The organism is Variovorax ureilyticus (assembly GCF_050632185.1).
GTDB classification, from domain to species: Bacteria; Pseudomonadota; Gammaproteobacteria; order Burkholderiales; family Burkholderiaceae_C; genus Variovorax; species Variovorax ureilyticus_A.
Genome location: NZ_CP192579.1, coordinates 1,050,995 through 1,068,687 on the forward strand (window position 1 = coordinate 1,050,995; position 17,693 = coordinate 1,068,687).

Annotated in this window: 15 protein-coding genes and 3 pseudogenes; 5 read left to right on the forward strand and 13 right to left on the reverse strand. The window is 64.9% G+C overall.

Annotation, left to right across the window (positions count from 1 at the left end):
• The first annotated feature begins 2 nt into the window (after window positions 1-2).
• Window positions 3-458, forward strand: a complete 456-nt coding sequence (gene aroQ, locus ACQ858_RS05150) for a type II 3-dehydroquinate dehydratase (RefSeq protein ID WP_431275706.1) — start codon at window positions 3-5, stop codon at window positions 456-458.
• Complete coding sequence (locus tag ACQ858_RS05155; RefSeq protein WP_431275707.1) at window positions 458-1,093, forward strand: DNA-3-methyladenine glycosylase I; 636 nt, start codon at window positions 458-460, stop codon at window positions 1,091-1,093. The genes aroQ and ACQ858_RS05155 overlap by 1 nt, the downstream gene beginning before the upstream one ends.
• A 15-nt stretch (window positions 1,094-1,108) precedes the next feature.
• On the opposite strand, the gene ACQ858_RS05160 is transcribed toward ACQ858_RS05155, so the two are convergent.
• From ACQ858_RS05160 to ACQ858_RS05185, 6 genes are all read right to left on the reverse strand, one after another.
• Complete coding sequence (locus tag ACQ858_RS05160; RefSeq protein ID WP_431276793.1) at window positions 1,109-2,716, reverse strand: SpoVR family protein; 1,608 nt, start codon at window positions 2,714-2,716, stop codon at window positions 1,109-1,111.
• Window positions 2,620-3,906 (reverse strand): YeaH/YhbH family protein, encoded by a 1,287-nt coding sequence (locus ACQ858_RS05165; RefSeq protein ID WP_431276794.1) that lies wholly within the window; start codon window positions 3,904-3,906, stop codon window positions 2,620-2,622. The genes ACQ858_RS05160 and ACQ858_RS05165 overlap by 97 nt, the downstream gene beginning before the upstream one ends.
• 30 nt (window positions 3,907-3,936) lie before the next feature.
• Window positions 3,937-5,859 carry a PrkA family serine protein kinase gene (locus ACQ858_RS05170; RefSeq protein ID WP_431275708.1) on the reverse strand — a complete coding sequence of 641 codons (1,923 nt, stop codon included), beginning with the start codon at window positions 5,857-5,859 and terminating at the stop codon, window positions 3,937-3,939.
• Between the two features lie 129 nt (window positions 5,860-5,988).
• On the reverse strand, window positions 5,989-6,168 hold the full coding sequence (locus tag ACQ858_RS05175; RefSeq protein ID WP_431275709.1) for a hypothetical protein: 180 nt from the start codon (window positions 6,166-6,168) through the stop codon (window positions 5,989-5,991).
• A 185-nt stretch (window positions 6,169-6,353) separates the two neighbouring features.
• Window positions 6,354-7,340: a tripartite tricarboxylate transporter substrate binding protein gene (locus ACQ858_RS05180; RefSeq protein WP_431275710.1), complete on the reverse strand. Its 987-nt coding sequence runs from the start codon at window positions 7,338-7,340 to the stop codon at window positions 6,354-6,356.
• 37 nt (window positions 7,341-7,377) lie between these two features.
• A complete protein-coding gene (locus tag ACQ858_RS05185) occupies window positions 7,378-8,247 on the reverse strand; it encodes a fumarylacetoacetate hydrolase family protein (protein WP_431275711.1) in 870 nt (289 codons plus the stop codon).
• A gap of 122 nt (window positions 8,248-8,369) precedes the next feature.
• Between ACQ858_RS05185 and ACQ858_RS05190 the strand changes: the two genes are divergently transcribed.
• From ACQ858_RS05190 to ACQ858_RS05200, 3 genes are all read left to right on the forward strand, one after another.
• Window positions 8,370-9,041, forward strand: coding sequence for a FadR/GntR family transcriptional regulator (locus ACQ858_RS05190; RefSeq protein ID WP_431275712.1), 672 nt, complete (start codon window positions 8,370-8,372; stop codon window positions 9,039-9,041).
• Between the two features lie 156 nt (window positions 9,042-9,197).
• Window positions 9,198-10,187, forward strand: coding sequence for a tripartite tricarboxylate transporter substrate binding protein (locus tag ACQ858_RS05195; RefSeq protein ID WP_431275713.1), 990 nt, complete (start codon window positions 9,198-9,200; stop codon window positions 10,185-10,187).
• Window positions 10,184-10,876, forward strand: coding sequence for a molybdate ABC transporter substrate-binding protein (locus ACQ858_RS05200; protein ID WP_431275714.1), 693 nt, complete (start codon window positions 10,184-10,186; stop codon window positions 10,874-10,876). The genes ACQ858_RS05195 and ACQ858_RS05200 overlap by 4 nt, the downstream gene beginning before the upstream one ends.
• Here ACQ858_RS05200 and dnaJ read toward each other — a convergent pair.
• From dnaJ to ACQ858_RS05235, 7 genes and pseudogenes are all read right to left on the reverse strand, one after another.
• Window positions 10,869-11,998, reverse strand: a pseudogene (gene dnaJ / locus ACQ858_RS05205) (molecular chaperone DnaJ). The gene ACQ858_RS05200 and the pseudogene dnaJ sit on opposite strands and share 8 nt — an antisense overlap.
• Before the next feature lie 89 nt (window positions 11,999-12,087).
• Window positions 12,088-14,021 (reverse strand): annotated as a pseudogene (gene dnaK / locus ACQ858_RS05210) (molecular chaperone DnaK).
• 104 nt (window positions 14,022-14,125) lie between these two features.
• Window positions 14,126-14,692: a nucleotide exchange factor GrpE gene (gene grpE / locus ACQ858_RS05215; RefSeq protein WP_431275715.1), complete on the reverse strand. Its 567-nt coding sequence runs from the start codon at window positions 14,690-14,692 to the stop codon at window positions 14,126-14,128.
• A gap of 130 nt (window positions 14,693-14,822) precedes the next feature.
• The gene (locus ACQ858_RS05220) at window positions 14,823-15,173 is read right to left on the reverse strand and encodes an FKBP-type peptidyl-prolyl cis-trans isomerase (protein ID WP_431275716.1); all 351 of its coding nucleotides are present in this window, start codon (window positions 15,171-15,173) and stop codon (window positions 14,823-14,825) included.
• An 87-nt stretch (window positions 15,174-15,260) separates the two neighbouring features.
• A complete protein-coding gene (locus tag ACQ858_RS05225) occupies window positions 15,261-15,584 on the reverse strand; it encodes a winged helix-turn-helix transcriptional regulator (RefSeq protein WP_431275717.1) in 324 nt (107 codons plus the stop codon).
• A 163-nt stretch (window positions 15,585-15,747) separates the two neighbouring features.
• A complete protein-coding gene (asd, locus tag ACQ858_RS05230) occupies window positions 15,748-16,599 on the reverse strand; it encodes an archaetidylserine decarboxylase (RefSeq protein ID WP_431275718.1) in 852 nt (283 codons plus the stop codon).
• A gap of 82 nt (window positions 16,600-16,681) precedes the next feature.
• Window positions 16,682-17,673: pseudogene (locus ACQ858_RS05235) on the reverse strand (Bug family tripartite tricarboxylate transporter substrate binding protein).
• Between the last annotated feature and the right edge of the window lie 20 nt (window positions 17,674-17,693).

The window sequence follows — 17,693 nt, forward strand, 5'->3', positions numbered from 1 at the left end:
CCATGAAAAAGATCCTCGTTCTCAACGGCCCCAACCTCAACCTCCTCGGCACGCGCGAACCCGCGCAGTACGGCTGGGAGACCCTCGCCGACGTCGAGCGCATGTGCGCCGAAGCCGGCACGAAGCTCGGCGTGGAGATCGAATGCCGCCAGTCCAACCACGAGGGCATGCTGATCGACTGGATCCACGAGGCGGGCCGCGAGGTCGCAGCCGGCCGAATGCTCGGCGTGGTGATGAATCCGGGCGCCTACACCCACACCTCGATCGCGCTGCACGACGCGATCAAGGGCGCCAGCGTTCCGCTCGTTGAACTGCACATCTCCAACGTGCATGCGCGCGAGGAATTCCGGCATCACTCCTACATCTCGCCGGCGGCGCGCGGGATCATCGTCGGCTTCGGGGTGAAGGGCTATCCGCTCGCGATCGAGGCGCTGGTCCGCGTGAGCGACGCCGGCTGATGGGTGCGCAAGCCGGGCTTTTCGAGGCCGCCGATGGCACCTTGCGGTGCCGCTGGTGCGAGTCGACACCGGCCTACCAGGCCTATCACGACAGCGAATGGGGATTCCCGGTCACGGATGACCGCCGGCTTTTCGAGAAGCTTTGCCTCGAAGGCTTTCAGGCCGGGCTCAGCTGGCTCACCATCCTGAACAAGCGTGAGGCCTTCCGGCAGGGCTTTGCGCAGTTCGATGCCGAGAAGGTGGCGCGTTTCGGTGCAAAGGACATCGAGCGCCTGCTGGCCGACGCCGGCATCGTGCGGCACCGGGGCAAGATCGAATCGGTCATCAACAACGCGAGGCGCGTGCTCGAACTGCGTGACGAAGTCGGTTCCCTCGCCGCCTATGCGTGGCGCTACGAGCCGGACCCGGCATCGCGGCCTGGGCGGATCACGCACGAGGCGTTGCGAGCCATGACCACTTCGCCCGAATCGGTGGCGATGTCCAAGGACCTGAAGAAGCGGGGCTGGAGCTTCGTCGGACCGACCACCGTCTATGCCTTCATGCAGGCGATGGGGCTGGTCAACGACCACATCGAGGGTTGCCACGCGCGCGAAACGGCCCTGGTCGCCCGCGCGAAGCTCAAGCTGCCGCGCTGAGCCGTACCCGCCGTGCTACGTGGTCTGCGGGCCGGCCACCTTGCGGTGGCTGATGCGCCCCTGGCTGTCGACGCTTTCGAGATGCACGTCGAAACCCCACAGCCGCGCGACGTGCTTGAGCACTTCCTGCGAATCGTCGTGCAGCGGCCGGTTGTTGTGCTGCGTGTGGCGCAGCGTCAGCGCGCGGTCGCCGCGCAGGTTGACGCTCCACACCTGGATGTTGGGCTCGCGGTGGTTGAGGTCGTACTGCCGCGACAGCGCTTCGCGCAATTGCTTATAGCCGCTGTCGTCATGGATGGCGGAGACTTCGAGCTCGGATTCGCTCTCTTTGTCGCTGATGGCAAAAAAGCGGAAATCGCGCATCAGCTTCGGTGAAAGAAATTGACCGATGAAACTCTCGTCCTTGAAATTGCGCATCGCGTAGTCGAGCGAGGTCAGCCAGTCGGAGCCGGCGAGGTCGGGGAACCAGCGCTTGTCCTCCTCCGTCGGCTTTTCACAGATGCGGCGCAGGTCGGTGTACATCGCAAATCCCAGCGCATAGGGATTGATGCCGCTGTAGGCGCGGTGCCCGATCGGCGGCTGGAAGACGACGTTGGTGTGCGACTGCAGCCACTCCATCATGAAGCCGTCTGCCAGCAGGCCTTCGTCGTACAGCGTGTTGAGCAGCGTGTAGTGCCAGAAGGTGGCCCAGCCCTCGTTCATCACCTGCGTCTGCCGCTGCGGGTAGAAGTACTGCCCGATTTTGCGCACGATACGCACCACTTCGCGTTGCCACGGTTCCAACAATGGTGCATTTTTTTCGATGAAGTAGAGCAGGTTCTCCTGCGGCTCCGACGGGAAGCGCTTGGCGGCTTCCTCTTCCTCGGCGCTGCGGGTGCGCTTGGGCAGGGTGCGCCAGAGGTCGTTGACCTGCTGCTGCAGATGGTGCTCGCGCTCCTCGCGGCGTGCCTGCTCTTGGCTGAGCGACAGCTTCTGCGGCCGGCGGTAACGGTCGACGCCGTGGTTCATGAGCGCATGGCAGGAGTCGAGCAGATCCTCGACCGCCGAAACGCCGTGGCGCTCCTCGCATTCGCTGATGTAGTTTCGCGCGTAGACGAGGTAGTCGATGATGGACGACGCATCCGTCCACATCTTGAAGAGGTAGTTGCCCTTGAAGAAGCTGTTGTGGCCGTAGGCGGCGTGCGCGATGACCAGCGCCTGCATCGCCATGGTGTTCTCTTCCATGAGGTAGGCGATGCAGGGATCGGAGTTGATGACGATCTCGTAAGCCAGCCCCATGTGGCCGCGGCGGTAGTTCTTCTCGGTCTGAATGAACTGCTTGCCGTACGACCAGTGGCGGTAGATGACGGGCATGCCCACCGAGGCGTAGGCGTCCATCATCTGCTCGGCGGTGATGATCTCGAGCTGGTTGGCGTAAGTGTCCAGCTTGTAGCCCTTCGCCACCCGGGCGATCTCGCCGTGGTACTGCTCGATTAGTTCGAAAGTCCAGTCGGACGGGCTGGGAAGGGGTGTCCGGGTCTTTTCGTTCACACCGTTCCTCTCTCTTTCTTGAACAGGTCCCGGAACACCGGGTAGATGTCCTCCGCTTCCGACACCTTGCGCATCGCGAAGTTCTTGTGCGATTCGAGCAGCTGGGTGTATTCCTCCCACATGTTCTGCTCGGCCTCGGCCACCTGTACATAGGCGTAATAACGCACCAGCGGCAGCAGGTGGTCGGCCAGAAGCTCGCGGCAACGGCCGCTGTCCTGGTGCCAGTTGTCGCCGTCGCTGGCCTGCGCACCGTAGATGTTCCAGTCCGTGCTCGGGTAGCGGGCGCGGATGATGTCGAGCATCAGCGTGAGCGCGCTCGACACCACGGTGCCACCGGTCTCGGTGGCGTGGAAGAACTCCTCTTCCGTCACTTCGGCGGCCTGCGTGTGGTGGCGGATAAAGACGAGTTCGATCTTCTCGTAGTGCTTCGTCAGGAAGAGATAGAGGAGCATGAAGAAGCGCTTGGACATGTCCTTGCGGGCTTCGTCCATGGACCCCGAGACGTCCATGAGGCAGAACATCACCGCCTTGGCAGAGGGCACCGGCACCTTCACGCGATTGCGGTAGCGCAGGTCGATCGGGTCGAGGTAGGGGATGCGGCGGGCCTTGGCGCGCAGTTCCTCGAGCTTGGCTTCCGTCTCGCGAATCTCGCGCTGCACCATCGCGTCGGTCGCGCGCGGGCTGCGCTGCAGGTGCACCAGGTGCGCTTCGAGTTCGCGGATCTCCTTGCGCGAGTCGCCACCCAAGGCAATGCGCCGCGCCAGTGCACCGCGCATCGAACGCACCACATGCAGGTTCGCCGGCGTGCCGTCGCTGGTGAAGCCGGCGCGGTGGCTCTTCCACTCGGGGACTTCTGCGAGTTGCGTGCGGATGAGGTGGGGCAGGGCCAGGTCCTCGAAGAAGACCCGCATGAACTCTTCCTTGGTCAGGCGGAAGACGAAGTCGTCCTCGCCGCCTTCGCCATCGCCGGCCTGCGAGCCGCTGCCCGAACCGGCGCCGCCGCCCTGCGGCCTTTCGATGCGATCGCCCTTGACGTATTCGCGGTTGCCGGGGTGCACGTATTCGCGGTCGCCACCCTGGCCGTGACCGAAAACCGGCTCGGAGACATCGCGCTTGGGCAGCGTGATGTCCTCGCCCTGCTCGAGATCGCGAATGCCCCGGCCACTGACCGCGCGGCGAACGGCCTCCCCGATCTGCTCGCGATAGCGCCGCAGGAAACGCTCGCGGTTGCCGATGGACTTGTTCTTTCCTGACAACCGGCGGTCGATGATCTGCTGCAGCATGGCCACGGCCGGACCTCCTTCACTCGCTCATCATGAGCTCTTGCGTACGCGTAGATACCACTCGCACAGCAGGCGCACCTGTTTGGCGGTGTAGCCCTTCTGCACCATGCGATTGACGAAATCCTCGTGCTTTTTGAGCTCGTCGGCACTGCTCTTGGCGTTGAAGCTGATGACGGGCAGCAGCTCTTCGGTGTTCGAGAACATCTTCTTCTCGATCACGGTGCGCAGCTTCTCGTAGCTCGTCCACAGCGGGTTCTTGCCTGCATTGCCGGCGCGTGCGCGCAGCACGAAGTTGACGATCTCGTTGCGGAAGTCCTTGGGGTTGCTGATGCCCGCGGGCTTCTCGATCTTTTCGAGCTCGGCGTTGAGCGAGCTGCGGTCGAACACCTCGCCGGTGTCCTGGTCGCGGTACTCCTGGTCCTGGATCCAGTAGTCGGCGTAGGTGACGTAGCGGTCGAAGATGTTCTGGCCGTACTCCGAGTAGCTCTCGAGGTACGCGGTCTGGATCTCCTTGCCGATGAACTCCGCATAGCGCGGGGCGATCAGCTCCTTGATGTAGGACAGGTACTTCTGCTCGGATTCGGGCGCGAACTGCTCGCGCTCGATCTGCTGTTCAAGCACGTACATCAGGTGCACCGGATTGGCCGCGATCTCGCTGCTGTCGAAGTTGAAGACCTTCGAGATGATCTTGAACGCGAAGCGCGTGGAAACGCCGCTCATGCCCTCGTCGACACCCGCGTAGTCGCGGTACTCCTGGATGGACTTCGCCTTCGGGTCGGTGTCCTTCAGGTTGTCGCCGTCGTAGACCTGCATCTTGCTGAAGATGCTGGAGTTCTCGGGTTCTTTCAGGCGCGTGAGCACCGAGAACTGCGCCATCATGCGCAGCGTGCCGGGCGCGCAGGGGGCTTGCGACAGCGAGGAGTTCCGCACCAGCTTCTCGTAGATCTTGATCTCTTCCGAGACGCGCAGGCAGTAGGGCACCTTGACGATGTAGATCCGGTCGAGGAAGGCCTCGTTGTTCTTGTTGTTGCGGAAGGTCTTCCACTCGCTCTCGTTGCTGTGCGCGAGAACGATGCCGTCGAACGGAATCGCACCAAAGCCTTCGGTGCCCTTGAAGTTGCCTTCCTGCGTAGCGGTCAGCAGCGGGTGCAGCACCTTGATCGGCGCCTTGAACATTTCGACGAACTCGAGCAGACCCTGGTTCGCGAGGCACAGGCCGCCGGAGTAGGCGTAGGCGTCCGGGTCGTCCTGCGCATAGTCCTCGAGCTTGCGGATGTCGATCTTGCCGACCAGCGAGGAGATGTCCTGGTTGTTCTCGTCGCCGGGCTCGGTTTTCGCGACCGCGATCTGCCGGAGCACCGAGGGATAGCGCTTGACGACCTGGAACTGGCGGATGTCGCCGCCGTACTCCTCGAGCCGCTTCACGGCCCAGGGCGACAGGATGCGCTGCAGGTAGCGGCGCGGGATGCCGTACTCTTTCTCCAGGATCTCGCCGTCTTCCGCCGCGTCGAAGAGACCAAGCGGCGATTCATTCACCGGCGAGCCCTTGATCGAATAGAAGGGCACGTGCTCCATGAGCTGCTTGAGGCGCTCGGCGATCGAACTCTTGCCGCCGCCCACGGGGCCGAGCAGATAGAGGATCTGCTTCTTTTCTTCGAGTCCCTGGGCGCCGTGGCGGAAGTACGAAACCACCTGTTCGATGGCGTCTTCCATGCCGTAGAACTCGCGGAACGCGGGATAGATCTTGATGACCTTGTTGGCAAAGATGCGCGACAGGCGGGGGTTGTTGCGCGTATCCACCAGCTCCGGCTCACCGATGGCCTTGAGCATGCGCTCGGCCGCGGTCGCGTAAGCCAGTGGCTCCCGCTTGCAGAGTTCCAGATACTCCTGCAAGGACAGGACCTCTTCGCGCGTGCGTTCGTAACGAGCCGCGAAGTTACTGATGACATCCATAGACACCTCCATCGAGTCAGCGGGGCGCTGCCCGGAGTTTCCGTGCTGCACACGTTGCATCGTTCGCAGGAATGGTGCCAGGTGATGTGTGCACGCTTCGGATTCACTCCTCAAGCAGGAACTTGGCTCTCAGCATAGAACAAACAGGGCGTCGAGCAAATTGCTTTTGGGATAAGAACCACACGAAGAACGAAAGTTCAGCGCAAAAGTTGGTGGCATCGCGAAGTCATTGAGCAAGCTCGACGCGGACGATGGTCTGGGTGTGGCCATCGTTGTGTGCGCAGAGGCGCGGCCGGTGTCGAGATTCATCGTGTGCTCCATATTTCCCGATGCTCTATTGCTAATAGAACGCGCGATGCGTGTCGGCGGCATACGAATAAACGTGAATCGCGCGACAATCGCTCTGCATATTCACAAACAGCGGCGCGATACAAAAAAAGCGGCCGATGGGCCGCTTTTTTCTTTCCGGTCCGAGCCGCTGCCGCGCATCGCGCTCACTCGACCTTGCCGATCTTCCGGACCGCTTCGGTCATGGTGTTCGCATCCGCGTTCCAGTAGGCCTGGAACGCGGGCGCATCGAGGTAGGCCAGCGGGCTGCCTGCCTTCTCGATCACCTGTGCCACGGTCGGGTCCGCCGCAACCTTGGCGGAGGCGGCCCTGAGCTTGCGGATCACCTCGTCCGGCGTCCCCGCCGGCACGAAGAGTCCCGACCACTGCGCGAACTTCACGTCGTAGCCGGCCTGCTGCAGACTGGGCACGCCCGGCAGCGCGGCGAGCGGCTGGTCGCCCCAGTGCGCCAGCGCGCGCAGCTTGCCGGCATTGATCTGCTGCACCACGGTGGCCGGGCCGCTTGCCACCGCGTCCACCTGGCCGGCGAGCAGCGCCATCACCGCCGGCCCAGCGCCGGTGTATGGAATGTGCGTCATGCGAAAGCCGGCGGCGTTCTTCAGCATCTCCATCGGCACGTGCATGGTTCCATAGTTGCCGGAGCTGCCGTAGTTGTAGGTGCCCGGCTTGGTGCGCGCATCGGCGATGAACTCCGCCAGCGTCTTCCACGGTGCGTCGGCACGCACTACCAGCACGGTCGGATCGGCGGTGAAACGTGCGATCGGCTTGAACTGGTTCATCTGATAAGCCGGCTTGCGCGCGAGGATGGCGTCGGCTTCGGGAAGGATCGAGATCGATGACAGGCTCAGCAGCACGGTGTAACCATCCGCGGGGGCCCGGGCGACGAAACCGATCCCGACCGCGCCGCCGGCACCCGCCTTGTTGTCGACGACCACGGGCTGCCTGAGTTCGCGCGACAGGGCCTCGGCCACCGGCCGCGCCACCGTGTCGGCGACGCCGCCCGGCGGGAAGGGAACGACCATCGTGATCGGCTTTTCGGGCCAGTTGGTCTGGGCCAGTGCGCCGGGCGCCGCGGCGCAGCCCGCGGCCGCGAGCAGCGCGGCCTGCAGCAGCGTGCGTCGTGATGCGTTCATGGGTGTTGTCTCCGTCTTGTCGTGATTGAGGCGAGGTTCAGACGAACCGGTTTTCCAGCACGCCCAGGCCGTCGATCTCGATGCGGACCACGTCACCTGGCTTGAGGTACTGCGGTGGCGTGAGGCCCATGCCGACGCCGGCCGGCGTGCCGGTCGCGATCACGTCGCCGGCCTTCAGCGTGATGCCGCGCGAGCAGGTTTCGATCAGCGTCGGGATGTCGAAGATCAGGTCGGTGGTATGGCCGTCTTGCCGGGGTTCGCCGTTGACCCAGCAGCGGACGCGGGTGCTCGTGCCGTCGAGTTCGTCGGCGGTGACGATCCACGGACCCATCGGGCAGAAGGTGTCGAAGGACTTGCCCAGATCCCACTGCTGGTGCCGCATCTGCACGTCGCGGGCGGTCACGTCGTTGACGATGGTGTAGCCGAACACGTGCGACATGGCGTCTTCGCGCGTGAGGTTGCGGCCCGGCTTGCCGATCACGACGGCGAGCTCGGCCTCGTAGTCGATTTGCGCCGAGATCGCCTCGCCGGGCAGGTGCACCTCGTCGTTCGGGCCGATCACGCATTCGGGCACCTTGGTGAAGACGATCGGCCATGAATCGATCTTGGCGGCGCTGTTCCTGAAGACGGAACCCGACAGCTCCTTGGCATGCGCGTGGTAGTTGCGTCCCACGCAGAAGATGTTGCGGCGCTGCAGGGGCAGTGGCGCTTCGAGCCGGACGACGCTGAGCGGCACGGCCTGCCCGGTGACAGGCAGCGATTCGCCGGCGGCCTGTGCCTCGATGAGCGAGAGTGCACCACGGCGGGTGCGCGATGCTTCGATCTGGAATGGCGACACCGTCTGGCCGTCGGCCGAGACGAGGCCGACTTGGCGGTGGCCTTGATACTGATAGGTGGCAATGCGCAAAGTGAACTCCTGTTTGGCGACCAAATGCTACCAATCAGATACCAAGCGCACAATAGAGCCCGGCCCCTGCATCGAGGTTGATACGATCGATGCGCCCCACCAACCCATCTTCTTCCGTCATCGTGCACAGTGCCCTGACCCTGCGGGAAGCGATCCTCGAGAACCTGAAGTCGCGCGCCTGGCGTGCCGGGTACCGGCTGCCCACCGAGCGCGAGCTGTGCGGGCAGTTCGGCCTCAGTCGCTCGACGGTGCGGCGGGTGCTCGGCGACCTGAAGACCCGGGGCCTGATCACGCAGACCGTCGGCAGCGGCACCTACGTCAGCCACGACGTCGGCCGTGCGCTGGCGGACATCAGCAGCGGCGAGTCGCCGCTCGCCACCAGTCCGGCGGAACTCATGAGTGCGCGCCTCGTGCTGGAGCCCGCGATCATCGCCATGGTGGTCGGCAACGCGACGGCGGCGGATTTCGACAGGATGGACCAGTGCTGCGACAAGGGCGAGGCGGCCGCCACCATCGAGGAGTTCGAGCTGTGGGACGGCAGGCTGCACGAAGCGATCGCCGATGCCGCGCACAACAGCTTCATCTCTGCCGTGTTCCAGCGCATGAACGAGGTTCGGGCGCAAAGCGAATGGGGCATGCTCAAGCGCCGCAGCGCCACGCCGGAGCGTCGGGTGGAATATCAGCGGGAGCATCGCGACCTCGTGGCGGCGCTGAAGGACCGCGACGGCACGCGGGCCGCCGAGCTTTGCCTCGGGCATCTGGTCCACGTGCGCCGCAATCTGCTCGGCTACTGAATCGGCGCCCGCGACACATTCGCTTGCGGGCTAACCCGGCCTCGCATTGACCCCCGCGCAGGGGCTCGCTATATTGGTTTGCCAATTGGCGGAATTGGATACCAATAAAAACCAATCGGGGCGGCTCTACCCACCCGAAGTTCGGAGACAACAGGAATGATGCATTGGGCTCAGCGTGCGCGGCCGGCGGTCCGCGCCTGGATGGCCGCGACACTGGTGGTGGCCGCCCCATGGGCGGTGGCGCAGGACTATCCAACCCGTCCGGTGCGCGTCGTCGTGCCGTTTGCGGCGGGTGGACCGGCCGACGTGTACGCGCGTTTCGTCGCCAACCGGCTGCAGGAGGCGCTGGGCCAGGGCTTCGTGGTGGACAACCGGCCCGGTGCCGGTTCGGTGATCGGTACCGATGCCGCTGCCAAGAGTCCGCCGGACGGCTACACGCTCCTGCTGATGTCCAACGCGCACACGGTCAACGAGTCGCTGATCCCGAACAAGCCCTATCAGCTCATGCGCGACTTCACGCCGGTCGCGGCGATCAACTATTCCGATCTGGTGCTCGTCACGCGCAGCGGCCTGCCGGTCAATGACCTGGGGCAGCTCATCGCGATGGCGAAGTCGCACCCTGGCGCGCTGAGCTACGCCTCGTCCGGCCCCGGAACGCCCTACCACATGGCCGGCGAGCTCTTCAAGGCGATGGCGGGCGTGTCGATCCTGCACATCCCGTATCGCGGCAGCGCGGGCGCGCGCACCGACGTGCTCGGCGGCCAGGTCGACATGATGTTCGACGCGGTGCCGACCATGGTCGAGCACGCCCGCGCCGGCAGGGTGAAGGCCATGGCGACCACCGGCCTCGCGCGCTCGGCCGTGATGCCGGACGTGCCGACGGTCGACGAGGCCGGCGTGCCCAAGTACGAGGCCACGATCTGGCTGGGCCTGATGGCGCCGAAGGGCACGCCGCCCGCGATCGTCCAGCGCCTCAACGCCGAAGTGGTCAAGATCACATCGAACCCGGACGTGGTCCGCGCCTGGAAGGCGCAGGGTGCGACGCCGATGACGATGGGCGTGGCCGATTTCACCCGTTACATGAACGACGACATCGCCAAGTGGGCGCGCATCGTCAAGATTTCCGGCGCGAAGGCTGACCAATGAACATTCTTTGTGCGGGCGCCGCCCAGGGCCTGGTCAAGGCATTGCAGGGCGTCTTCCTGGAGCTGACCGGCGCAAAGGTCGAGGGGCGCTTCGGCGCAGTGGGCGCGATGAAGGAGGCCCTGCTGGCCGGCGAGCCGTGCGACGTGATGGTCGTCACCGCCCCCATGGTGGCCGAACTGCAGAACGAAAGACGGCTGATTGTCGATTCGGAGGCTCCGCTCGGCCGCGTGCGCACGGGCATCGCGGTCCGGGCGGGCGATCCGGTGCCTGCGATCTCCACGCCCGAGGCGTTGAGGGACAGCCTGCTCGCCGCGAGCGCGATCTACTTTCCCGATGCCGAACGTTCGACCGCCGGCATCCATTTCGCGTCGGTGCTTGGGAAGCTGGGCATTGCCAACGACGTCGCGGCGCGGCTTCGCACCTTTCCGAACGGCGCCACCGCCATGCGCGAACTGGCGGCCGAATCGCGCCGCGGTGCGATCGGCTGTACCCAGATCACCGAAATCAAGTACACGCCCGGCATCACGCTGGCCGGGCCCTTGCCGGAGGCTTTCGAACTCTCGACGGTCTACACGGCCGCAGTGAGCGCGACCGCGAGCAATCCGGCGCTCGCCCAGCGCTTCGTTGCACTGCTGTGCGGTCCGACCTCGCGCGCCCTGCGCGCGCAGGGCGGCTTCGAAATCAGCTGAAGAATTCCTTGGCCTTGTCGAACCAGCCCTTGTCGGTCGGGCTGTGCTTGTCGCCGCCCTTCTTGAGCGACTCGTCGAGTTCCTTCAGCAGCTTGCGCTGGTGCTCGGTGAGCTTGACCGGCGTTTCTACGCGCACGTGGCAGTACAGGTCGCCGGGGTAGCTCGAGCGCACGCCCTTGATGCCCTTGCCGCGCAGGCGGAACTGCTTGCCGCTCTGCGTGCCGTCGGGAATGTCGATCGCCGCCGGCCCTTTGAGCGTCGGCACGCTGATCTCGCCGCCGAGCGCCGCGGTCGTGATGCTGACCGGCACCACGCAGTGCAGGTCGTCGCCGTCGCGCTCGAAGACTTCGTGCTTCTTGAGGCGGATCTCTATATAGAGATCCCCCGGCGGCCCGCCGTTGGTGCCCGGTTCGCCGTTGCCGCTGCTGCGGATGCGCATGCCGTCGTCGATGCCGGCCGGGATCTTCACTTCCAGCGTCTTGTTGTTCTTGATCTTTCCCTGGCCGTGGCAGGTCGTGCACGGTTCCGGAATGATCTTGCCCGAACCATGGCAGGTCGGGCAGGTCTGCTGCACGCTGAAGAAGCCCTGGCGCATCTGGACCGCGCCCTGGCCGTGGCAGGTGGTGCAGGTGATCGGCTTGGTGCCCGGCTTGGCACCGGTGCCCTTGCAGGTGTCGCAATCGTCCCAGCTCGGGATGCGGATCTGGGCGTCCTTGCCCTCCGCGGCTTCCTCGAGGGTGACTTCCATCGCGTAGCTCAGGTCGCTGCCGCGGTAGACCTGACGGCCGCCACGCGCGCCGCTGCGTCCACCGAAGACGTCGCCGAAGATGTCGCCGAAGGCTTCCGCGAAGCCGCCGAAGCCTTCCGCACCCGGGCCGCGCATGTTGGGGTCGACGCCCGCGTGGCCGTACTGGTCGTAGGCTGCCCGCTTCTGCCCATCGGAGAGCATTTCGTAGGCTTCCTTGACCTCCTTGAACTTGGCCTCGGCTTCCTTGCTGGAATCCCCGTGGTTGCGGTCGGGGTGGTGCTTCATCGCGAGCTTGCGATAAGCCTTTTGATTTCCTCCTCGCTTGCGTTCTTCGGAACGCCGAGGGTTTCGTAGTAGTCGCGTTTGGTGGCCATGATGAGGCGGGTCGTCAGGAGGCAGGTTCAGGAAGCGGAAAAGGCTGGATCACCTTCGGGTGACCCAGCCTCGTGCCAGGGCGAGCGAATCAACCCTTCTTGACTTCCTTCACTTCGGCGTCGACCACGTTGTCGTCGGCCGGAGCACTTGCAGCTTCCGGGCCGGCACCAGCCGCGGCACCGGCCGCGCCTGCGGCAGCCTGTGCATCCGCGTACATCTTCTCGCCGAGCTTCTGGCTGGCGGCCATCAGCGCGTTGGTCTTTTCCTCGATCGCGGACTTGTCCTCGCCCTTGACGACTTCCTCGACTTCCTTGATCGCGGCTTCGATCTTTTCCTTCTCGCCGGCGTCCAGGCTCGCGCCGTGTTCGCCCAGCGACTTCTTCACGCTGTGGACCATGGCTTCGCCCTGGTTGCGGGCCTGGGCGAGTTCGACCTTCTTCTTGTCCTCGGCCGCGTTCAGTTCGGCGTCCTTCACCATCTTCTGGATCTCGTCTTCCGACAGGCCCGAGTTCGCCTTGATGGTGATCTTGTTTTCCTTGCCGGTGCCCTTGTCCTTGGCGCCGACGTGCAGGATGCCGTTGGCGTCGATGTCGAAGCTCACCTCGATCTGCGGCGTGCCGCGCGATGCCGGCGGAATGCCTTCGAGGTTGAATTCGCCGAGCAGCTTGTTGCCCGCGGCGACCTCGCGCTCGCCCTGGAACACCTTGATGGTCACGGCCGGCTGGTTGTCCTCGGCGGTCGAGAAGGTCTGCGCGAACTTCGTCGGGATCGTGGTGTTCTTCGTGATCATCTTGGTCATCACGCCGCCCATGGTCTCGATGCCGAGCGACAGCGGGGTCACGTCGAGCAGCAGCACGTCCTTGCGATCGCCGGAGAGCACCGGCCTTGAATTGCGGCGCCGACGGCCACGGCCTCATCGGGGTTCACGTCCTTGCGCGGCTCCTTGCCGAAGAACTCCTTGACCTTGTCCTGCACCTTGGGCATGCGGGTCATGCCGCCGACCAGGATCACGTCGCTGATATCGGACACGCTGACGCCGGCATCCTTGATGGCGGTGCGGCAGGGCGCGATGGTGCGCTCGATCAGTTCGTCGACCAGGCTTTCGAGCTTGGCGCGCGTCAGCTTGATGTTCAGGTGCTTCGGACCCGAGGCATCGGCCGTGATGTAGGGCAGGTTGATGTCGGTCGCGGCGCTGTTCGACAGCTCGATCTTGGCCTTCTCGGCCGCTTCCTTCAGGCGCTGCAGCGCGAGCACGTCCTTGGAGAGGTCGACGCCCTGTTCTTTCTTGAACTCGGAAATGATGTAGTCGATCACGCGCTGGTCGAAGTCTTCGCCGCCGAGGAAGGTGTCGCCGTTGGTCGACAGCACTTCGAACTGCTTTTCGCCGTCCACGTCGGCGATCTCGATGATCGAGATGTCGAACGTGCCGCCGCCGAGGTCATACACGGCGATCTTGCGGTCGGCCTTGTCCTGCTTGTCGAGGCCGAAGGCCAGCGCGGCAGCGGTCGGTTCGTTGATGATGCGCTTGACGTCCAGGCCCGCGATGCGGCCGGCGTCCTTGGTGGCCTGGCGCTGGCTGTCGTTGAAGTAGGCCGGCACGGTGATCACCGCTTCGGACACGGTCTCGCCGAGATAATCTTCGGCGGTCTTCTTCATCTTGCGCAGGATTTCGGCGCTGATCTGCGGCGGCGCGAGCTTCTTGCCGCGCACTTCGACCCAGGCGTCGCCGTTGTCGGCCTTGGTGATGCTGTAGGGCATCAGGTCGATGTCCTTCTGGACTTCCTTCTCTTCGAACTTGCGGCCGATCAGGCGCTTGACCGCATAGATGGTGTTCTTGGGGTTCGTGACCGCCTGACGCTTGGCCGAGGCGCCGACCAGCACTTCACCGTCTTCCTGATACGCGACGATCGAGGGCGTCGTACGGGCGCCTTCGGAGTTCTCGATCACGCGCGTGGTGTTGCCTTCCATGATCGCCACGCACGAGTTCGTGGTGCCGAGGTCGATGCCGATGATTTTGGCCATGTGTTGCTCCTGGGGATCTGAAATGAGGTTGTTGTGAACTTGTGGATAACCCTGTGCGATTCAAGTGATCAGGCGGGGTTTTCCTGTGTATTTCTTGTTTGGTTTCAGCTCGGGTTGCTGACCGTCACGAGGGCCGGACGCAGGATGCGGTCTGCGATCGTGTAGCCCTTCTGCAGCACCCCGACGATGGTGTTGGATTCCTGGCCGGGTGCCGGGACCATCGAGATGGCTTGGTGCAGGTGCGGATCGAACTTGCTGCCGGCCGGTGGCGCGATCTCGATGACCTTGTTGCGCTCCAGCGCGCTCTTGAGCTGGCGCAGCGTGGCTTCGGTGCCTTCGCGCAGGTGCTCGACCGTGGCGTCCTGCGCTGCGAGGCCGGCTTCGAGGCTGTCCAGCACGGGCAGCAGGCTCTCGGCGAAGCCTTCGATGGCGAACTTGCGGCCCTTGCTGACTTCTTCATCGGCGCGGCGGCGGGCGTTCTGCACGTCGGCCTGGGCGCGGAGGTACTGGTCGGCGAGTTCGGCGTTCTTGGCCTGCAATGCAGCGATCTCGGCCCGGGCCGCAGCCAGCGCGTCGGCTTCGTTCGCTGCCTGGGCGGCCTCGAGTTCTTCGGGGCTGGGCGCACCTTGCAGGGTGTCGGGATTCGGTTGGGTGTTTTGCGGGTCTGACATGCTCAAAAGGCCGGCAACCAAGCCGGAAATCAACGAAAAACGAACGACAAGCAGCTAACTGGGGTCCGCCGCAGGGTTTTCAAGAAAAAATGCGCCGGAAGCGGCGCATTTCCTCGGTTCCGGGAGCTGGTCAGTGAGCGTCCAGCAACTCGACGTCGAACTTGAGGGTGGCGTTTGGGGGGATCACACCGCCTGCGCCGCGCGCGCCGTAGCCGAGCGAGGGCGGGATGATCAGGGTGCGCTTGCCGCCGATCTTCATGCCGGCGACGCCCTCGTCCCAGCCCTTGATGACCTGGCCGGCCCCGAGCGAGAAGGCGAAGGGGTCGTTGCGGTCGCGGCTGGAGTCGAACTTGGCGCCTTGCACGCCGTCGTTGTAGAGCCAGCCGGTGTAGTGCACGTGCACGTGGTGGCCGGGCCCGGCTTCGGCGCCGTCGCCGAGCGTGGTGTCTTCGTACTGCAGGCCGGAGGGAGTGGTGGGCATGTGCGCTCCTGTGGGAAGTGGGAGGAAACCGCGCAGTTTAACGAGGGCGAGGGGCCGCCTTGCAGGCCGCGGCGCCCTCGGCCCGTCCTATGGTGCCGGCGCAGGCGTCTTTCTGGCCTGGCCCTGTTGCCATTTTGCGGCGAAGGCCTGCAGGTCCGAGAGCCGCTTGAGCAGGTCCTGCCCGCTCGGCGTCAGGCTGTATCCCTCGTTGCCATGGCTGACGAGGCCGGCTTCACGCAGCTCCTTGATGCGGGTGTTGAGCGTGTTCGGGGTGATGCCGCCGACGCTGTCCTGCAGCAGGCGGAAGGTCTGGGCATGTCCATCCCTCAAGGCCCAGAGGACGCGCAGCGCGTAGCGGGCTTCCAGCAACGCGAGCAACTGGCTGATCGCTGCGTTTTCCTTGCCACTCATCGACATCAGACTCCTCGGGCACACGGCAGCCGGTGCGGCTACTTTCTTCTTGTGACGGGCTCGTGACCCCACGAGCCGGGCGGCGACTATAGCCCAGAAGGTCGATTGCTACAACTTTAATAGCTGAGAAGGCAGGCGGGCTGCGGGCTGTGGGCTCGCGAGTTCAAGACGCTACGTAATTGGCCATCGTTTCGCCGAGGCGGATGGGACGCGCCGGGGCCCAGTCCGGATTGAAGGTCACAGGCGGGGAAGGGAACAGCAGGACCACCGTCGAGCCGAGCAGGAAGCGGCCCATTTCCTCGCCCTTCTTGAGCGCGACCTGCTGGTCGTCGTAGCGCCACTGGCGGATCTCGCCCGGGCGCGGCGGGTTGACGACGCCGTGCCACACCGTCGCCATGCTGCCGACGATGGTTGCGCCCACGAGCACCAGCACGAACGGTCCGCGCGCCGACTCGAAGACGCACACCACGCGCTCGTTGCGCGCGAAGAGCCCGGGCACGCCGCGCGCCGTCGCCGGGTTCACCGAGAACAGCTCGCCGGGCACGTAGGTCATGCGCAGCAGGCGGCCGTCGCACGGCATGTGGATGCGGTGGTAGTCCCGCGGACTCAGGTAGAGGGTCGCGAAACTGCCGTGCTCGAAGCGCCCGGCGAGCGCCGCATCGCCGCCGACCAGCGCGGTGGTCGAGTAGCTGTGTCCCTTGGCCTGGAAGATCTGGTCGCCTTCGATCGGGCCGAACTGGCTGATCGCGCCGTCCACCGGCGCCACGAGGTCGGCATCGGCGATCGGCCGCATGCCGGGCTTGAGGGCGCGTGTGAAGAACTCGTTGAAACTCCGGTAGCTCGCGATGTCGCTGGCCAGCGCCTCGCTCATGTCCACGCCGTACTTGTCGACGAAGCGCCGGATGATCCAGGTGGTCACCGCGCCGCGCTCCTTGCCCGCGACCCATCCGGCGAAGGACGTCAATGCCTGCTTGGGGAGCAGGTACTGCGGCAGAACGGCAAGGCGATCGGACAAGAGTGTTCTCGGCTAAAGCGGTGCGCGATTCTATCGACCGGTCCGCAACCGGCCGGGCCGTCCACGGGCGGCCCGCGCCGCGTCAATCCGGCTTGATGTTCGCAGCCTTGATGACCTGCGCCCACTTCTCGACTTCGGCCCTCTGGAAGGCTGCGATCTCGGCGGTCGTCATGTCGGCCGGCTGCATCCCGAAGTTCTTCAGCTTCTCCTGCATGTCGGGCTGCGCGAGGATGGTTCGGATCTCGCTGTGGAGCCGGTCGATGACCGGTGCCGGTGTGCCGGCGGGCACGAAGATCGCCTGCCACGACAGCACCTCGAAGTTCTCCAGGCCCGGAACGCCGGATTCGGCAACGGTCGGCACGTCGGGCATCGACGGCAGCCGCTTGGCCGACGTGACTGCGATCGCGCGCAGCTTGCCACTCTGGATGTGCGGACCCGCGACGACGGTGGTGTCGAACATCATGTCCACCGGCCACCGATCACGTCCTGGATCGCCGGGCCGCTGCCCTTGTAAGGAATGTGCGTGAACTTCACGCCGGACCTGTAGGCCAGCAGTTCCAGCGCGAGATGTTGCGAGGTGCCGGTGCCTGCCGAGGCCGAGGACAGGCCGCCCGGCTTGGCTTTGCTGGCTTGGAGCACGTCTTTCAGCGTCTTGTACGGGCTCGCGTGGTTGACCACCAGCACCACCGGATTGGTGCCGATCAGCGTGACTGGCGCGAAGGACTTCAGCGGGTCGTAGCCGATCCTCGGATAGAGGCTGACGTTGATCGCGTGCGAGCTGATCGTGCCGCCCAGCAGCGTGAATCCATCGGGCGCGGCGCGCGAGGCAATCTCGGAACCGATGCTGCCGCCCGCGCCGCCCTTGTTGTCCACCACCACCGTGGTGCCGAGCGCGGTGCCGAGTTTCTGCCCGATCAGCCTCGCGAGCACGTCGGTGGTGCCGCCGGCGGGAAAGGGCACCGGGTAGGTGATCGTCTTGCCGGTCGGCCACTGGGACTGCGCGAATGCAGGCAATGAGGGCAGTGCGCCGGCCAGGGAAGCGAGCGCGGTGTGGATGAGGGTGCGTCGTTGCATGGACATGTCTCCCGGTCGGC

Coding starts and splice junctions, on each gene's coding strand:
- aroQ (WP_431275706.1), top strand. CDS start 3: ATGAAAAAGATCCTCGTTCTCAACGGCCCCAACCTCAACCTCCTCGGC.
- ACQ858_RS05155 (WP_431275707.1), top strand. CDS start 458: ATGGGTGCGCAAGCCGGGCTTTTCGAGGCCGCCGATGGCACCTTGCGG.
- ACQ858_RS05165 (WP_431276794.1), bottom strand. CDS start 3,906: ATGCTGCAGCAGATCATCGACCGCCGGTTGTCAGGAAAGAACAAGTCC.
- ACQ858_RS05170 (WP_431275708.1), bottom strand. CDS start 5,859: ATGGATGTCATCAGTAACTTCGCGGCTCGTTACGAACGCACGCGCGAA.
- ACQ858_RS05175 (WP_431275709.1), bottom strand. CDS start 6,168: ATGAATCTCGACACCGGCCGCGCCTCTGCGCACACAACGATGGCCACA.
- ACQ858_RS05180 (WP_431275710.1), bottom strand. CDS start 7,340: ATGAACGCATCACGACGCACGCTGCTGCAGGCCGCGCTGCTCGCGGCC.
- ACQ858_RS05195 (WP_431275713.1), top strand. CDS start 9,198: ATGATGCATTGGGCTCAGCGTGCGCGGCCGGCGGTCCGCGCCTGGATG.
- ACQ858_RS05200 (WP_431275714.1), top strand. CDS start 10,184: ATGAACATTCTTTGTGCGGGCGCCGCCCAGGGCCTGGTCAAGGCATTG.
- grpE (WP_431275715.1), bottom strand. CDS start 14,692: ATGTCAGACCCGCAAAACACCCAACCGAATCCCGACACCCTGCAAGGT.
- ACQ858_RS05220 (WP_431275716.1), bottom strand. CDS start 15,173: ATGCCCACCACTCCCTCCGGCCTGCAGTACGAAGACACCACGCTCGGC.
- ACQ858_RS05225 (WP_431275717.1), bottom strand. CDS start 15,584: ATGAGTGGCAAGGAAAACGCAGCGATCAGCCAGTTGCTCGCGTTGCTG.